This is a genomic window from Haloarcula sp. H-GB4, assembly GCF_030848575.1.
In the GTDB taxonomy this organism is placed as follows: domain Archaea; phylum Halobacteriota; class Halobacteria; order Halobacteriales; family Haloarculaceae; genus Haloarcula.
Genome location: NZ_JAVDDX010000003.1, coordinates 288,292 through 303,430, shown reverse-complemented (window position 1 = coordinate 303,430; position 15,139 = coordinate 288,292). Strand labels below are relative to the sequence as shown.

General features: G+C 59.2%; 15 protein-coding genes. 13 read left to right on the top strand and 2 right to left on the bottom strand.

Annotation, left to right across the window (positions count from 1 at the left end):
• Positions 1 to 34: 34 nt before the first annotated feature.
• The 10 genes from RBH20_RS17560 to RBH20_RS17515 all read left to right on the top strand — a co-directional run bounded on the left by RBH20_RS17560 (position 35) and on the right by RBH20_RS17515 (position 10,373).
• Positions 35 to 1,393, top strand: a complete 1,359-nt coding sequence (locus RBH20_RS17560; RefSeq protein ID WP_306711062.1) for a sugar ABC transporter substrate-binding protein — start codon at positions 35 to 37, stop codon at positions 1,391 to 1,393.
• 9 nt (positions 1,394 to 1,402) lie between these two features.
• Complete coding sequence (locus RBH20_RS17555) at positions 1,403 to 2,341, top strand: carbohydrate ABC transporter permease (RefSeq protein ID WP_306711061.1); 939 nt, start codon at positions 1,403 to 1,405, stop codon at positions 2,339 to 2,341.
• Positions 2,338 to 3,183: a carbohydrate ABC transporter permease gene (locus tag RBH20_RS17550; RefSeq protein WP_306711059.1), complete on the top strand. Its 846-nt coding sequence runs from the start codon at positions 2,338 to 2,340 to the stop codon at positions 3,181 to 3,183. The genes RBH20_RS17555 and RBH20_RS17550 overlap by 4 nt, the downstream gene beginning before the upstream one ends.
• 40 nt (positions 3,184 to 3,223) lie before the next feature.
• Entirely contained in the window at positions 3,224 to 4,372 is a 1,149-nt protein-coding gene (locus RBH20_RS17545; protein ID WP_306711057.1) for a hypothetical protein, read from the top strand.
• A 47-nt stretch (positions 4,373 to 4,419) separates the two neighbouring features.
• Entirely contained in the window at positions 4,420 to 5,589 is a 1,170-nt protein-coding gene (locus RBH20_RS17540) for a mandelate racemase/muconate lactonizing enzyme family protein (protein WP_306711056.1), read from the top strand.
• Between the two features lie 49 nt (positions 5,590 to 5,638).
• Positions 5,639 to 6,481, top strand: a complete 843-nt coding sequence (locus RBH20_RS17535) for an SDR family NAD(P)-dependent oxidoreductase (RefSeq protein WP_306711054.1) — start codon at positions 5,639 to 5,641, stop codon at positions 6,479 to 6,481.
• Between the two features lie 5 nt (positions 6,482 to 6,486).
• Positions 6,487 to 6,861 (top strand): Rid family detoxifying hydrolase, encoded by a 375-nt coding sequence (locus tag RBH20_RS17530; RefSeq protein ID WP_306711052.1) that lies wholly within the window; start codon positions 6,487 to 6,489, stop codon positions 6,859 to 6,861.
• Position 6,862: 1 nt separating this feature from the next.
• A complete protein-coding gene (locus RBH20_RS17525) occupies positions 6,863 to 7,492 on the top strand; it encodes an HAD-IB family phosphatase (protein ID WP_306711050.1) in 630 nt (209 codons plus the stop codon).
• 339 nt (positions 7,493 to 7,831) lie between these two features.
• The gene (locus RBH20_RS17520; protein ID WP_306711048.1) at positions 7,832 to 8,764 is read left to right on the top strand and encodes a DMT family transporter; all 933 of its coding nucleotides are present in this window, start codon (positions 7,832 to 7,834) and stop codon (positions 8,762 to 8,764) included.
• A gap of 304 nt (positions 8,765 to 9,068) precedes the next feature.
• Positions 9,069 to 10,373, top strand: a complete 1,305-nt coding sequence (locus RBH20_RS17515; RefSeq protein WP_306711045.1) for a dicarboxylate/amino acid:cation symporter — start codon at positions 9,069 to 9,071, stop codon at positions 10,371 to 10,373.
• A gap of 202 nt (positions 10,374 to 10,575) precedes the next feature.
• Here the strand turns inward: RBH20_RS17515 and epsC are convergent, their stop codons facing one another.
• Entirely contained in the window at positions 10,576 to 11,439 is an 864-nt protein-coding gene (gene epsC, locus RBH20_RS17510) for a serine O-acetyltransferase EpsC (RefSeq protein ID WP_306711043.1), read from the bottom strand.
• A gap of 151 nt (positions 11,440 to 11,590) precedes the next feature.
• Between epsC and RBH20_RS17505 the strand changes: the two genes are divergently transcribed.
• Positions 11,591 to 11,791, top strand: coding sequence for a hypothetical protein (locus tag RBH20_RS17505; protein WP_306711041.1), 201 nt, complete (start codon positions 11,591 to 11,593; stop codon positions 11,789 to 11,791).
• A gap of 42 nt (positions 11,792 to 11,833) precedes the next feature.
• Here RBH20_RS17505 and RBH20_RS17500 read toward each other — a convergent pair whose 3' ends face one another.
• Positions 11,834 to 12,727 (bottom strand): bifunctional methylenetetrahydrofolate dehydrogenase/methenyltetrahydrofolate cyclohydrolase, encoded by an 894-nt coding sequence (locus RBH20_RS17500; protein WP_306711039.1) that lies wholly within the window; start codon positions 12,725 to 12,727, stop codon positions 11,834 to 11,836.
• Positions 12,728 to 13,042: 315 nt separating this feature from the next.
• Between RBH20_RS17500 and RBH20_RS17495 the strand changes: the two genes are divergently transcribed.
• Complete coding sequence (locus tag RBH20_RS17495) at positions 13,043 to 14,554, top strand: anthranilate synthase component I family protein (protein WP_306711037.1); 1,512 nt, start codon at positions 13,043 to 13,045, stop codon at positions 14,552 to 14,554.
• Positions 14,551 to 15,123: an aminodeoxychorismate/anthranilate synthase component II gene (locus RBH20_RS17490; RefSeq protein WP_306711034.1), complete on the top strand. Its 573-nt coding sequence runs from the start codon at positions 14,551 to 14,553 to the stop codon at positions 15,121 to 15,123. Before RBH20_RS17495 ends, RBH20_RS17490 begins: the two co-directional genes overlap by 4 nt.
• Positions 15,124 to 15,139 lie beyond the last annotated feature (16 nt).

The following is a 15,139-nucleotide window of genomic DNA, read 5'->3' as shown; positions in this document are numbered from 1 at the left end:
AGAATTATGTACATGGAAATAGGTGACATTAACGATGCAGCCCGATAACAACGACAGGTCTATCGACGACAGTATCGACCGCCGACGGCTTCTCCAAGCACTCGGCGCAGGCGGCGCCATCGCTATCGCCGGGTGCAGCGGCGACGGTGGGAGCGGTAGTGACGGTGGTGACGGCGACAGTGAGAGCGGCGGTGATGGCGGCGACGGCGGTACGCAGAGCGTGCAGTTCCTCACGATGGGTGTCGGGGACAACATCAAGCAATTCTTCGAGGAGAATAACACAGCCTTCGAGGACGAGCATGACGTCGACGTCGAGTTCACCAGCGTTACGTGGGACAACGCCCGGCAAACTGTGAACAACCGTGTCGACGGTGGGGAAGCACCCGATGTCAGTCGGTGGCCTGCGCGCTGGATCCCCCAGCTCGTGGGTAAAGAGGCACTCGAACCGCTCGATGACATGATGGACGGGGAGTTCGGTGAACAGTTCTACGACGGCGTGGCCGATGGAACGATGTACAACGGCTCCCACTACGGCGTGCCGTGGGCCGCCTCGAACAAGTGCCTGTACTACAACAAAGACGTCTTCGAGACGGCGGGGCTCGACCCCGAAGACCCGTCCCTCAACTCGTGGCAGGATATGTTGGATGCCGCAACGCAGATCCGCGACAGTGATGCGAGCGTCCCAGCACTGGGCCTTGCAGGGGCCGACGCGATCGAGACTGGGTCGCAGTACTACCACTACCACTGGTCACACGGCGCGGACCTTGTCGACGACGAGGGAATGCCTGTGGTAAACTCCAGTGGAGCTGTCGATGCCCTCTCGTTGTACACCGACCTCCACCTCGAACACAACGTCACACAGTCCTCACCGCTCTCCTCGACGCGGCAGGACATCCGACAGCTGTTCGAGAACGGGGACCTCGGGATGGTCATCGGGCACGTGTACACGGGACTCAACATCGAATCCGCGAAAGAAAACGGGGAAGCCGACTTCGACTACGGTATCGTGCAGGTACCGCGTGGCCCAGAAGGCCGGTACAGCCTGTTCACCATCGACACGCTCGCCATCCTGAGCCAGAGCGAGAACAAGGACCTCGCCCGGGATCTGATTCGGTTCTACTTCGATGAGGAGCGGCGGTTCCAGTACTCGAAGCAGAAAGGGTTCCTCCCAGTCGTCGAAGCCGTCGGTGAGCGCTCGTACTTCTCAGATTCGGAGAACTGGGGACCCTTCGTCGAGGCGGGGCAGTACGCCCGCGCCCGACCGAAGCTCGGTAACTTCAGCGAGTTCAACGACCGGATGGTCCAGGCGATTCAGGAAGCGCTGGCGGACCGAAAGTCGCCGCAGAAAGCGCTCAACGATGCCCAGAGTGATCTCGAAGATGCCATGGAGTGACAGACAGGGATGAGTTTGGCAGAGGAATACACCGAAACGTCCGATGACTCACGTCTCGAACGAGGGCTGGCGTACGTCCAGCGCAATAGCCGAGCGTACCTCCTCATTGCTCCCGCAGCGGTGTTCCTGCTTTCCGTCGTCGGGTACCCGATTATCGAGACGTTTCGGCTGTCACTGTACCAGTCACCCGCCGACTCCAACATTGAGACGTTCGTGGGACTCCAGCATTACGTCGAGATATTCAACAGCGACATCTTCTACAGGCTGCTCTGGCAGACCGGCCGCTGGGTCGTTGCCGGTGTCGTTGGCAAGACACTGCTGGGACTGCTTATCGCCGTTCACCTCAAGGGTGATATTCGCGGTCGGAAGTTCTTCCGCACAGCGTTTCTCATTCCGTGGGGGATTCCCTACGCGATCTCCGCTGTGGTGTTCCGCTGGATAGAGCACCCGCAGTTCGGCTACCTCAACGCGATCTTGCTGAAACTCGGTGTCATCGAGCAGGGTATCGGTATCCTCGGGAACCCGAGTCTGGCGTGGCTCGGCGTCGTCGTGGCTGATATCTGGATCGGGACGCCGTTCATGGCGATCATATTCCTTGCGGGATTGCAGTCGATACCGCAGGAGCTCTACGAGGCAGCCGCCATCGACGGTGCCGAGAAGTGGCATCAGTTCAGGTACATCACGCTCCCACAGCTGAAAAGCGTCGTTCTGATTGCCACGCTACTGTCGACGATCTGGACGTTCGTCAGTTTCGACGTCATCTGGACGATGACTGGCGGCGGGCCGATCAGTTCGACGGCGACGCTCGTCATCCATATCTATCAGGTGGGCCTCCAGAACGGGAACCTCGGACGCGGCGCCGCCTACAGTGTCATCGGGTTCCTGTTCCTGTTCGTCTTCGCCATCATCTACCTGCGCATCTACACGCGCGGGGGCGATGAGCTGTGACGATGGCAGGCCACGACCGGAGCAGTCTCCGCAAAGTCCGCCTCTACGGCGTGCTGATCGGACTGCTTGGGCTCATGATGTTGCCGTTCTACGCGATGTTCTCGAGTACGCTCAAGCCGGAATCGGAGATATTCGCTGCGCCAGCGACACTGGTCCCCAGCGACCCCAGCATTCAGGCGTATCTTCAAGTCTGGACGCAGACTGACGTGTTACTCTGGGTCGGGAATAGCTTCATCATCTCTGTGGGGACGGTCGTGCTGACGCTTCTGTTAGCGATACCGGCCGCCTACTCCTGTGCCCGGAACGACTTTGTGGGGAAGCGAACCTTCCTCCTCGCCGTGCTGGTCGTCCAGATGTTCGCACCAGTCGTGTTAATCGTCGGCCTCTTCGACGTTATCACCCAGCTGGGGCTATTCAACACCTATTTGGCTGTGATTGTCCCGGCGGCGGCGTTCACACTGCCGTTCAACGTCTGGATGCTGTACGGGTATTTCAAGACGATACCCGTCGCGCTCGAAGAATCAGCGCGTATCGACGGGGCGAGCCAACTACAGATCCTCACGAAGATCGTGCTCCCGCTCACGAAGCCGGCGCTGGTCGCCAGTGTCACATACACCTTCCTCTACGCGTGGAACCGGCTGCTGTTCGTGCTCACCTTCCTCACTGACAGTGCGAAGTACAACATCCCACGCGGTGTCTTCTCGATGGTCGGCGCACTGCAAACCGACTGGCGGATGATGCTCACCGTCTCTGTTATCGGTATTATCCCACTCCTGATTTTGTTCGCCTTCCTAGAGGAGTATATCGTGGCTGGCATGACGGCTGGCGCGGTCAAGGAGTAACCGCCTCTACTTTTATTATCGCCGCGATAGTTGTCCGCGTATGGAATTCGCGATGTGGGCGTACCCGTGGGACCTCTTGGACCAAGGGCCGGCCGAGGTGGAAACCCGGCTGCGTGACATCGGCATCGACGAACTAAATCTCGCGACGAACTATCACACTGTACAGGCATTCACGCCACACAATCCGGAGCGGCGGACACTGTTTGCCCGTGCGAGTTCGTATTTCGAGCCCGGCCCGGAGTACGGGGACCTCGAACCGGTTCCGTATGAACAGATGGACGGGGACTGGGTCGCGGACATCGCCGCCGGCCTGTCAGAGCTTTCACTCAATTCCTGGACAGTCGGCTGCCACAACTCTCGGATCGGGATGGCCAACCCCGAGTACACGCTGGAATCTGCACACGGTGACGACCTGATCTTTGGCCTGTGTCCGTCCCAGCCCGCGGTCCAGACGTATCTCTCGGCACTGGTCTCGGATCTGGCGTCCCGCGATGAGTTTGCCCGTATCGAACTGGAAACATTCGATTACTTCTACGGGACGGGGTTCGGCTGGCACCACCAGAAGATCCACGCGCAGTTGGGCGTGCTCGGAGAGTTCCTGCTCGGAGTGTGTTTCTGCCCACACTGTCAAGAAAATGCGACGGCTGCGGGTGTCGATACTGAACGGGCACGCGAGACGGTGGCCAGCGCGCTGGACGATATCGTCGCTGGCGACGTATCACACGGCCGCTCACCTGAGGAGTGGCTTGCAGACCACAGTACTGTCGCCGCGTACGTTGATGTCCGCGAACAGACGCTGGTGTCACTGTACGCTACGCTGGCTGACGCCGCGGGAGCGACACCGCTTAGCTACTACGTCGGCGCACCGGAACCCGGCCGCGAGTGGATCGTCGGAGCCGACCTGCAAGCGCTCTCGAACCACGTCGATTACTACTGTCTGCCAGCCTACGAGTCGTCAACTGAAGCAGTCATAGATGCGTACAACGCCGTTGAGACCGTGATCGATGACGTGCCACTCCACGTCGGCCTCTTACCGGGCCATCCAGCCATCGACGACGAGGCTACCGTGGTCGATATCGTGGAAACCCTCGACTCGAAGGGAGTGCCGCGGCTCTCGTTCTATAACTACGGACTGCTCCCGGAGCAGTCACTGGAGTGGGTCGAAAGCGCCATCGAGACAGTGACCTGAGAGGGGGAAGCGGTACTTTGATATCGGTTCCCGAACGACAGGGGTGCATGGAGATAACCGGCGTGTCAGCGGTAACTGTAGATGTACCGTTGGCCGACTTGGATGAGCACCTCGGAATCGGGCCGTACGTGACCAACCACGGGAAACTACACTCGATGGAACGCGTCCTCGTCCGTGTCGACACGGATGAGGGGATCAGCGGCTGGGGCGAGATGCGTGTCTTCCTGTCACCAGAGGCCACCGAGTCGATTATTGAAGACGGTGTTGGACCGATGATTGAGGGCCAGTCGCCGTTCGAAACCGAGCGGCTCCGCCGGCAGGTGTTCGTTGAGTACACGAACGTCGATATGTTCTTTGCCGCTGTCGAAACAGCCTGCTGGGACATCGTCGGCAAAGCCCTCGAGAGACCTGTGTACGAGCTTCTCGGTGGGTGGACAGCACCGACACAGGGTGCTCAGCAACACCGGCAAAGCGTCGATGGCAATAGTACTGCACCCGCTGACGTCCCTGTCGCCTTCTGCCTCGGTATTCTCTCGCCCGAGGAGTCTCGTCTCAAGGCGCGAGAAGCGCTTGAAGCTGGCTTCACTGTCCTCAAAACAAAGGCTGGGCGGGACTGGCGACAGGACGTCGAGCGGATCAAAGCGATGCACGATGAGGTCGACGGGCAACTGGAGTTTCGACTCGACCCGAATCAGGGCTGGACGCTCGACCAAGCAGTTCGGGTCGGTGCGATGCTCGAAGATGCAGGTATCTACTTACAGTACATGGAACAGCCGATTCGAGTCGATTCACACACGTCGCTAGCTCGGCTCCGGCAACGACTCCGCCAGCCAATCGCACCGAACGAGGACACCTATATCTCCCACAATCTGCAGTCGCTCGTGGAGGCTGGCGCGATGGATGTCGGCGTTATCGACTTGACCCCAGCTGGCGGCATCAGTGGGATTCGACAGCAGGCCGCTATCCTCGAAGATGCCGGGGTTCCCTTTACCCACCACTGTGCATTCGACCTCGGAATTCGGACTGCGGCGATCCTCCACGCGTTCACCGGCATCCCAGGCTTTTCGTTGCCACCGGATTCGACGTATTACGGCTGGGAGGCAGACATCATCGAGACACAGTTCGAAGTCAGCCACGGCTGTCTTCCGGCTCCGGAGGGTCCCGGCCTCGGTATCACTGTGGATATGGCTGCCATTGAGGAGTATCGAATCACATGAGCGGCCAAGAGCAACTTTCAAGAGGGCAGCTTACGTGGGTGACCCTGTCATGGTAGAGCTATCACTAGCGGACCGGCCCGCCATTGTGACTGGCGCGTCACGGGGTATCGGGCGCGAGATCGCGGCCCGGTTCGCCGAAGCGGGTGGCGACGTCGTCGTCTGCTCGCGCACCTACGAGGATGTGGAAGCGGTTGCGACGGAGCTAACCGAGACACACGAGGGTCGCGTTGTTCCGGTCGAGTGTGACGTCACAGACCGGAATGCAGTACGGGACCTTGTCGACACGGCCATCGAAGAATTTGGGGACATCCGGGTACTTGTAAACAACGCTGGTGGAGCAGACGAATCCGCCAATCTGTTGCACCGGTGTGACGAGGAGACCTTCGAGTCGATGGTCGAGTTGAACCTGAAGAGCCAATTCCTCCTGAGCAAAGAGGTACTGCCAGCGATGGTCGCCGCTGGCGGCGGGTCGATAATCCACATGGGCTCGGTCAACGGCCTGTTCGGTATCGGTCTCTCCGGCTACTCCGAGGCGAAAAGTGGGCTTCTGGCGCTCTCCCGAAACATCGCCGCCCATTACGGCCAGCACGGAATCCGCTCGAACGTTATTTCCGCGGCGACCATCGAAACAGCAAATAGGCGGGCAGAGATGGAAAACACGGAGGAACGAACCGGAGAGACGAGCGCACGGGAGCGCTGGCTCGACCAGTATCCACTCGGTCGGTTCGGCACACCGCAGGAAGTCGCTGATACGACGCTGTTCCTTGCCTCCGAAATGTCGAGTTTCCTGACCGGTGAGAATCTGGTGCTTGACGGCGGATTAACGACGAGCCTGCCGACATCGTTCATCAACGAAGTCTACGACGCGGACGACCAGCCGACAGCCAACTAACACCCATGGAAGAACTAACAACTGACGACGCACCTGATAGTATCGGCCCGTTCTCACAGGGAATCGCAAGCGGTGACCGTATTTACGTTTCCGGACAGGGCCCGGTCGATCCGGACACCGGCGAGGTAATCCAAGGCACGGCCGGTGAACAGACTCGGCGCACACTCCAGAACGTCGCTGCCGTACTGCAGGCCGGTGGCGCTTCGCTCGACGATGTGGTGAAGTCGACGGTGTTCGTGAAGGATATGCGGTACTATGACGAGGTGAACGAGGTGTACGGTGAACTCATGTCATCCCCCTATCCTGCACGCAGTGCTGTTGAAGTCGTTAAATTGCCAGTGGATATCGACGTTGAGATAGAAGTTGTTGCAGAGCGGTAGTATGTCGCATCTGGTAGTGTTCGACCTCGACGGGACGCTCACTCGACAGCGCGGCGGGTTCGAGCTGTTGCACACCCTCTACGGAACAACACCGGAAGCCGAGGCGCTGACGAACCGGTTCGAGGCCGGGCAGATTACGTTTGAAGAGTGGTGTCGAGGAGCGGTCGACGTGTGGCGTGCGAACGATATCACTAGGTCAGATATCACTCGTGCGACCCGATCCGTCAAACCGAAAACAGGTGCTGTCGACCTCCTCAAACACCTGCAGCAAACGAATATCCAATTCGGTATCCTCAGTGCCGGCGTCGCAAACCTCGCGACGCAGTTCGAGCCGTACGAGCCGGCGTTTGTTCGGGGGAACTGGCTTCAGTTCGAGGATGGCCGGATTTCGGGTATCGATGTCGGTGTCGGGCCCGACGAGAAAGGAGAATTACTGAGAGAAGTTCGAAGCAAGCAGAATCCCACGTCAATCACCTATATCGGCGACTCGCACACTGATACGGAGGCGTTCGTCGAGGCAGATACCGCGGTGTTGTTCGACCCGGATGAACGCGTTCCTGAAACAGCGATAGACGCAGCAGATACAATCATCGAAAGTGCGGATATAAGAGAGGTACGGACCTCATTCTAATAGTGTAGCCCAATACCAACTGATGGAGATATATACGCTCAAATGCGTCTCTTCCTCACTAGCTTTTGCAATATATGTTCTCATAGACCTAATATGCTAGTCCATATAGCATAGAGTATATCCAAATATCTGTTCTTAGGAAGGCCTGGCTTTCAATGTGGGAACTGGATCGCTATCGACGTTACTCACTGGCGTACTGATCCCGACCGTGGATTACACGGACAAATGCAGCCCGATCATCGGCACCACGTCAGGTGGTCGCTGGCGCAGTGGCAACGTCTAGCAATTTGTAACCGGATTCGACGGCCCTTTTAGCGTCGGGCGGTGATCGACAACTGAATGAGTCGCTATCGAACGACAGGTTGCTTTCTCCTCCTGGCTGCAATCTGGGGTACTGCATTCATGGCGACAGATGTCGGCCTCGCCGACCTGCCGCCGGTACCGTTCGCTGCCGTCCGCTTTGACATCGCCTCCGTCCTCCTGTTTGCCGCGTTGGCCATCACAGGTTCACTAGAACGGCCACAGACCCGCGATGACTACGTGTATGTCCTCGCTGGTGGGACACTTATGATTGGCGTGCATCACGTATTCCTGTTCACCGGGCAACAGTACGTCACCGGAGCCGTCGCCGCCGTCCTGCTCGGTCTCGTTCCCGTCGTGACGCCCGCGCTCACGAAACTCGCATCCAGCGATGACACGTTCACCGCGAATACTGGCGTCGGCGTAGTACTCGGGTTCGCCGGTGTTGTCGTCATTGCTGATCCTGACCCAGCGAATCTCATCAGCAGTACTATTGGAATCGGGCTCGTGTTTGCGGCAGCGCTGGCGTTTGCCATCCCAGCCGTCGTGACGCACGACACCAGCCCGTCGATATCGTTTCTGGCCACGCAGGCATGGTTGATGGCTATCGGAGCCGCTGTCCTCCATATCACCGTACTCGTACTTCCCGGACAGTCGTTTTCGGACGCATCGTGGACACTGTCTGCGGTTGCGGCGCTGTTGTATTTGGCTGTCGTCGCCGGCATCGGCGGTTTCCTGCTGTACTTCCGGTTACTTGACCAGCTAGGTCCGATCGAGATGAGTTTCATCGAGTACGTCATTCCCCTGTTCGCCGCGCTCGCCGGCTGGCTCGTGCTCGATCAGCAGGTCACGCTCGCCACCGTCGGTGGGTTCGGGTGCATCCTGCTGGGGTTCATCGCAGCGAAGTGGACAGCGTTACGAGCAGAGTTGCGTCGGGTTGTCGAACCGAAAACCAGTCCACCGGCCGACTGACTGGAGATAGAGTCCGCAGACCGTCACTGGCTGCGCCACCCTGCCGGATTCAAGAAAATCGACAACGAAGCGGGAAACGGTAAGAATGACCGTCAGACAGGAGTGATAACGGCGTCAAGCTTCTGAAAACAAACGAATTACAACCGCTATTGTACTGTCTTTTCAGATTATCAGCGGAAGTGCTTGCTATTTGTCGATAGACCAGTCTGAAAGCGGAATCTTGTAAGAGAAAACCGCATCATAGCTGCTTGCACATACTGGCAGGGCTAACGGGTTTTTATAAGACCGCCCGTTGCTGTGTAATATGATACAACCCATTCGCACCCTATGGAGCCGGTATCGATCCATCCCACTTATTTGGCGTATCTTTGTCGCCTTCGTACTGGGCGCAGGTGCCGGTATCGTGTTCGGGGAGCAGATGGCTATAGTCAGACCAGTGGGCGACCTCTTCCTTCGACTGCTCAATATGCTGGTCATCCCGATTATCGTCTTCACGCTGCTGACCGGTATTCGGCAACTCTCTCCCGCAAAGCTTGGGAAAATCGGCGGTGCGACCGTCGGTCTCTACGCTCTGACGACGACCCTCGCAGGCATCATTGGCCTCGTGGTTGCAAACGTGCTTCAGCCGGGCCGTGGGCTCGAATTCGGTGGTGGTGAAGCACAATCCCAAGCGCCGCCGTCGTTGCTGGATGTTGTTCTCGGTATCGTGCCGAACAATCCCGTCGCGGCGCTCGCAGAGGGGAATCTGCTAGCAACGGTCTTTTTCGTCATCGTGTTCGGAATCGCGCTGACATACGTCCGCTCACAGCAAGACGAGCTCGCAGAGAGTGTCGATTCAGTGTTCGAGGCCTTCGAAGTGGGTGCTGAGGCGATGTTCGTCATCGTTCGAGGGGTCCTCGAATTCGGTGTACTCGGCGTATTCGCGCTGATGGCGTCCGGGATCGGCACGGAAGGCGTCGGCCTGTTCTCCTCGCTGGGCGAACTCGTATTGGCAGTCACTATCGCAATCGTCATTCATATTGGCTTCACCTATCTCGTTTTTCTGATGGGCGTGGTTGCCGATGTCTCCCCGATTGCGTTCCTTAGCGGGGCGAGAGACGCGATGGTGACCGCGTTCGCGACTCGGTCGTCGAGCGGAACGCTCCCTGTCACGATGCGTAATGCGGACGAGGACCTGCAGATCGCCGAGCGGGTGTATTCCTTCACGCTTCCAGTCGGTGCAACGGCGAACATGGACGGGGCCGCCATCCGGCAGGCAATCACCGTGATGTTCGCCGCGAACGTCGTCGGACAGCCACTGGTACTTACTGAACAGGTCTTCGTCTTGATTGTTGCAGTTCTCATCAGCATCGGAACCGCTGGCGTTCCGGGAGCGGGCATCGTCATGCTCACTGTGATTCTCACACAGGTCGGTCTCCCACTGGAAGTCGTTGGGTTCGTCGCCGGCGTCGACCCGATCCTCGGACGGATTGCGACGATGAACAACGTCACTGGCGACCTCGCAGTCTCGACCGTTGTGGGGAAGTGGAACGACGGACTCGACCGTGGTGAGGGCGTCTGGTCACGAAACCTGAGCGGAGTCGCCGAGTTCGTTCCCGGAGATGACTAGAGGGGGTCGGCGGTAGCGATTGCAACAGACGCTAATGCTGGTACAGTTGTTATTCTAATCTATAAGATCAAAAATACGTCTCGCGACTGGACTGACAACAGCGGATGAGTGGTCCATGGGCCGGTACGCATATCAGAACCATACGTCCAGCCGATTCGTAGTCGCTGTGCAGTTTCAGACACCGCGTGATATCAGTTGTAGTTTACTTGGTTCGTTTCCGTTCCTGAGTCGGGTGGTCTGTGACGTACACTTTCGTGTCGTCCGGAACGTCGTCGGTGACCCAGGAGTTCGCCCCGATGCTGACGTGGTCGCCGACGCTGATAGCGCCCAGAACTTTCGTCCCCGCGCCGATAACGACGTGGTCGCCGATATCCGGGTGTCGTTTGTATCCCTTTTTTAATCTGTGTTCGTCGCTCTCGTCGGCCTCGAAGTGAAGCGCGCCAAGCGTCACGTCCTGATAGAGGCGAACCCATTCCCCGACAGTGGTGGTTTCACCGATGACGACACCGGTTCCGTGGTCGATAAAAAAGTGGTCGCCGATTTCAGCGCCAGGGTGAATGTCGATTCCGGTCTCTGTCTTAGCGTATTCGGTGAGTTCTCGGGCGTACTCGGAGGCCCCAGCCTCGTAGAGAGTGTGGGCCACTCGCTGAACCAGTATTGCCATGAACCCCGGATAGGACCGGATTATCTCCATGTACGTCTTCGCCGCTGGGTCACCTTTGAACGCGGCCTCCACGTCCTTTTTGAGTCGTGTGCGAACCGCCGGGAGCTGATCGATGACGGCGTCGACTGTCTCAGCAGGGTCCGATCCGGAGTATGGTCTGATACCAGCAAAGAAGAGACCTCCCAGGGTATCAAGACGGTCCAGAACGGCGAGTTCGTCCCGGACCAGTTCAGCAGCGTTCCAGCAGGTCGGGAAGAACAGTCGTTTGAGGATATCGATTTCCGGCCTTCGGTGTTCTCGCCGCGGGAACTCCATCTGTGTTTGGGTTGGAAACGGGGCTTCGTCAGCCCGGTACGCTGCGAACAGGTTCTCGTGTGTGTCGCCCGTGTAACAGTAGTCCATATCTGATGATTGGGCCGCAGCATCTTAGTTTTGAAACAACAGTTGTCTTTTCGGCTATATGTTGTGTTCTCGCTGACGCTGTAGAATTGAAAACAGGCAGAACTGAACACTGAAAGCTAGCTATTTGATACTGGCCTGTCATCGATTCTGTATGAACGGCGAGTGTTACTTCTGTCACGGCATCGTTTCAGCACCGGAAGAAGGCCACATCTGGTTGCGTGAGCACGACAGCCACGAAGTGTATATGCACGAACAGTGTGCCAGCGGTCACAACGTCATAGAGGGAGGGCAGGACCCAGCAGGTGAGCTCCTGATTACGTGCCCGGAATGTGGTGCGGTCGAAACGGTGTAACAGCCCAGGCGGGTAGTCCTGCGAACGGGCAGCAGTCCCACCCTACGGAAGTGTAATATCGACGCCGGACTGCAGGCTAGCCGCTTTCACAGTGTTGTACATCAGCATCGCAATGGTGAGCGGTCCGACACCGCCGGGAACCGGCGTGATGGCGTCCGCTTTCACTTTGGCGCTCTCGAAGTCCACGTCCCCGACGAGTTCGTACCCCTTCTCCGTGTCAGCATCAACGCGATTAATACCCACGTCGATGACAGTTGTGCCCGCCGAGAGCATCGATCGGTCTATCATTTCCGGAACCCCAGCGGCGGCGATCACGATATCCGCGTTGCGAGTCTTTTCCGCAAGGTCGTCAGTTCGGGAGTGGCACACGGTCGTTGTCGCGTTCCCGCCCGGCCCATACTGGATGAGCAGGTTCGCCATCGGCTTGCCGACGATGTCCGAGCGGCCGACAACGACGGCGTCTTTCCCCTCCGTCTCAACACCCGTTTTTGCCAGTATTTTCTGTATTCCGTGGGGCGTGCAAGGTTTGTATCGGGCGTTCCCCGCAACGAGTCGGCCGACGTTTTCCGGATGGAACCCGTCGACGTCTTTCATCGGGTCGATGCGTTCCAGCACGTCGCGCTTGGGCACGTGGTCGGGGACCGGCATCTGGACGAGGATGCCGTGGACGGCCGGGTCCGCGTTCAGTTCGTCAATGGTCGAGAATAGCGTCTCGGCCGGTTCGTCCGCGCTGAGTTCGTGATGGAACCCCTCGATGCCGATTTCATCACAGGCCCGCTGTTTCATCGAGACGTACGTTTCACTCGCGCCGTCATCGCTCATCAAGACTGTCGCCAGCCCCGGTGTGACACCCTCGCTGACGAGCGTGTCCGTACACGCCGCGACGCCCTCCGTGATCTGGTCGCCGATTTCGTTCCCGTCGATTACTGTAGTCATTGTTGCTAGGTTTGCTGTCGGCCCCGAAGTCCCTAGTTAGATGTCCAGGGTGAGCAGACTGCTGCACGGTCAACTGCTGGGGTTGGCCAAGCGTTCGGTGTCTCCCTCAAGCCCCGCCGGCATAGTGGGTGATGCGGAATAGTCCAGACTTTGAAATGATACCGGCTATTCGTCCAGTGTGCAACTGCGATCGGTCGACAGTTCGACAGTATTTCCGGCAGTGTGCCGAAGTACCGAAGGTTTTTGTCCTGACCCATGCTTGACCTACACAACCACACCGGGAGGCAATCCCTCTCGTTCAGGAGCAACTGCACTATGACTGAGATCCGATTCAGCACCGACAGAGAATCGTTCATCGAAACCGCGAGGGCGGCAGCGGACGGCGCCCGCGTGCCGGTCGAGGCGCGCGTCACCGTCGCTGACCCGTTCGAGGCGTATCGCCGCGCCCGCGACGGGAACACAGACAGCTTCTATCTCGAGACGACCGGTGGGCAGTCTGGCTGGGGGTACTTCGGCATCGAGCCAATCGAACAAATCGAGGTTTCTGCGGGAGCGATACCTGCACAGGCTGGCGGAAGTCCGAGTATCGAAGCTATCGACGACCTACTCGACCGTGAACACCTGAAGCGGGGCGACTGTACGGTTCCATACCCGTGTGGCGCGTTCGGCTGGCTTTCATACGACGTAGCACGGGAACTGGAAGACATCCCAGAGACGACCGTTTCGGATGGCCTCCCACGGCTCCAGTTTGGCGTGTTCGACTGCGTCGCCGCGTGGGAGGAGCCACACGATGGAGACGTCGAGATGCACGTAACGGCCTGTCCCATCGTCAACGGGTCGCCCGAGGCGGCGTACGAGCGTGGCCGTACAATGGCCCGCGAACTGGCCGAGGACGCCATCCACGGTGAGAAACACGTCCAGTTCCAGCCAACCGCTGCGAGTCAGGCCACGTTCGAGAGCGAGTGCGGCGAAGCAGCGTTCGCCGACCGCGTCCGGCAAATAAAGCAGTACGTCAGGGACGGCGACACGTTCCAGACGAACGTGTCACACCGGCTGACCGCCCCGGCGGCCGTCCACCCGGTCGACACCTTCGATGCCGTCCGCCGGGTGAACCCGGCCCCGTACTCAGCCCTACTTGAGTTCCCCGGCGTCGACCTCGTCAGCGCCAGCCCGGAGCTGTTGCTGGACGTTGACGGCGACCAGTTACTCACCGAGCCGATTGCCGGGACGCGGCCGCGCGGCGCGACGCCGTCCGAAGACGAGGAGCTTGAGACAGACCTCTGCAGCGACGAGAAGGAGCGGGCCGAACACGCAATGCTGGTCGACCTCGAACGCAATGACCTCGGCAAGGTCAGCGAGTATGGATCCGTCGATGTCGCCGAGTACCGCCGCGTCGACCGGTATTCCGAGGTGATGCACCTCGTGTCTCTCATTGAAGGGGAGTTACGCGACGACGTGAGCATTGCCGACGCGGTCGCTGCGGTGTTCCCCGGCGGAACCATCACCGGCGCGCCGAAACCGCGGACGATGGAGATTATCGACGAGGTGGAGCGGACCCGACGGGGGCCCTACACCGGCAGTATCGGGATGTTCGGCTTCGACGACCGAGCAACGCTGAACATCACCATCAGAACGCTGGTTCACTACGACGGCGAGTACCGTCTCCGCGTCGGGAGTGGCATCGTGCACGATTCCGTTCCGGCAGCGGAGTACCGGGAGACACTGGACAAGGCTCGGGCGCTCGTCACGGCCGTCGACGAGGCGCTCGGCGAGCAGGGGTCGTTCGCGGTCGAATCCGGGACTGAACCGATGGAGGGGATGCGATGATACTCATCATCGACAACTACGACTCCTTCGCATACAACCTAGTCCAGTACGTCGGCGAGTTCGACGATGTCACCGTCCGCCGGAACGACGCTATCGACGTTGAGGGCATCCACGAACTCGACCCGGACGGCATCGTCGTCTCGCCGGGGCCCGGGACGCCAGCGGAGGCCGGCGTGTCCATCGACGTGTTCGCCGAGACGGCGTACCCGGCGCTTGGCGTCTGTCTGGGCCACCAGGCGCTCTGTGCGGCCCACGGGACCCCTGTCGGCCACGCACCGAGCGTGGTCCACGGGAAACCCTCGGAGGTTCGCCACGATGGAACGAGGCTATACGACGACGTCGACGACCCGTTCGAGGTCGGGCGGTATCACTCGTTGGCCGTCGAGGCATCGGAACTCCCAGACACGCTTTCGGAAACGGCCTACACCAACGACGAGCAGGGGACCGTGATGGGCGTCCAGCACGCCGAGAAACCGCACATCGGCGTCCAGTTCCACCCGGAAAGCATCCTCACTGACGCCGGGAAGCAGATCGTCGAAAACTTCTGTACCGAGGTCGCGAAGGCCTGAAACCGCATCGCCGGCG

Excerpts from the sequence above, each read along its gene's own strand:
- RBH20_RS17555 (WP_306711061.1), top strand. The coding sequence starts at position 1,403 with ATGAGTTTGGCAGAGGAATACACCGAAACGTCCGATGACTCACGTCTC.
- epsC (WP_306711043.1), bottom strand. The coding sequence starts at position 11,439 with ATGGACTACTGTTACACGGGCGACACACACGAGAACCTGTTCGCAGCG.
- RBH20_RS17515 (WP_306711045.1), top strand. The coding sequence starts at position 9,069 with ATGATACAACCCATTCGCACCCTATGGAGCCGGTATCGATCCATCCCA.
- RBH20_RS17540 (WP_306711056.1), top strand. The coding sequence starts at position 4,420 with ATGGAGATAACCGGCGTGTCAGCGGTAACTGTAGATGTACCGTTGGCC.
- RBH20_RS17545 (WP_306711057.1), top strand. The coding sequence starts at position 3,224 with ATGGAATTCGCGATGTGGGCGTACCCGTGGGACCTCTTGGACCAAGGG.
- RBH20_RS17495 (WP_306711037.1), top strand. The coding sequence starts at position 13,043 with ATGACTGAGATCCGATTCAGCACCGACAGAGAATCGTTCATCGAAACC.
- RBH20_RS17520 (WP_306711048.1), top strand. The coding sequence starts at position 7,832 with ATGAGTCGCTATCGAACGACAGGTTGCTTTCTCCTCCTGGCTGCAATC.
- RBH20_RS17530 (WP_306711052.1), top strand. The coding sequence starts at position 6,487 with ATGGAAGAACTAACAACTGACGACGCACCTGATAGTATCGGCCCGTTC.
- RBH20_RS17535 (WP_306711054.1), top strand. The coding sequence starts at position 5,639 with ATGGTAGAGCTATCACTAGCGGACCGGCCCGCCATTGTGACTGGCGCG.
- RBH20_RS17500 (WP_306711039.1), bottom strand. The coding sequence starts at position 12,727 with ATGACTACAGTAATCGACGGGAACGAAATCGGCGACCAGATCACGGAG.
- RBH20_RS17525 (WP_306711050.1), top strand. The coding sequence starts at position 6,863 with ATGTCGCATCTGGTAGTGTTCGACCTCGACGGGACGCTCACTCGACAG.
- RBH20_RS17560 (WP_306711062.1), top strand. The coding sequence starts at position 35 with ATGCAGCCCGATAACAACGACAGGTCTATCGACGACAGTATCGACCGC.
- RBH20_RS17505 (WP_306711041.1), top strand. The coding sequence starts at position 11,591 with ATGAACGGCGAGTGTTACTTCTGTCACGGCATCGTTTCAGCACCGGAA.
- RBH20_RS17490 (WP_306711034.1), top strand. The coding sequence starts at position 14,551 with ATGATACTCATCATCGACAACTACGACTCCTTCGCATACAACCTAGTC.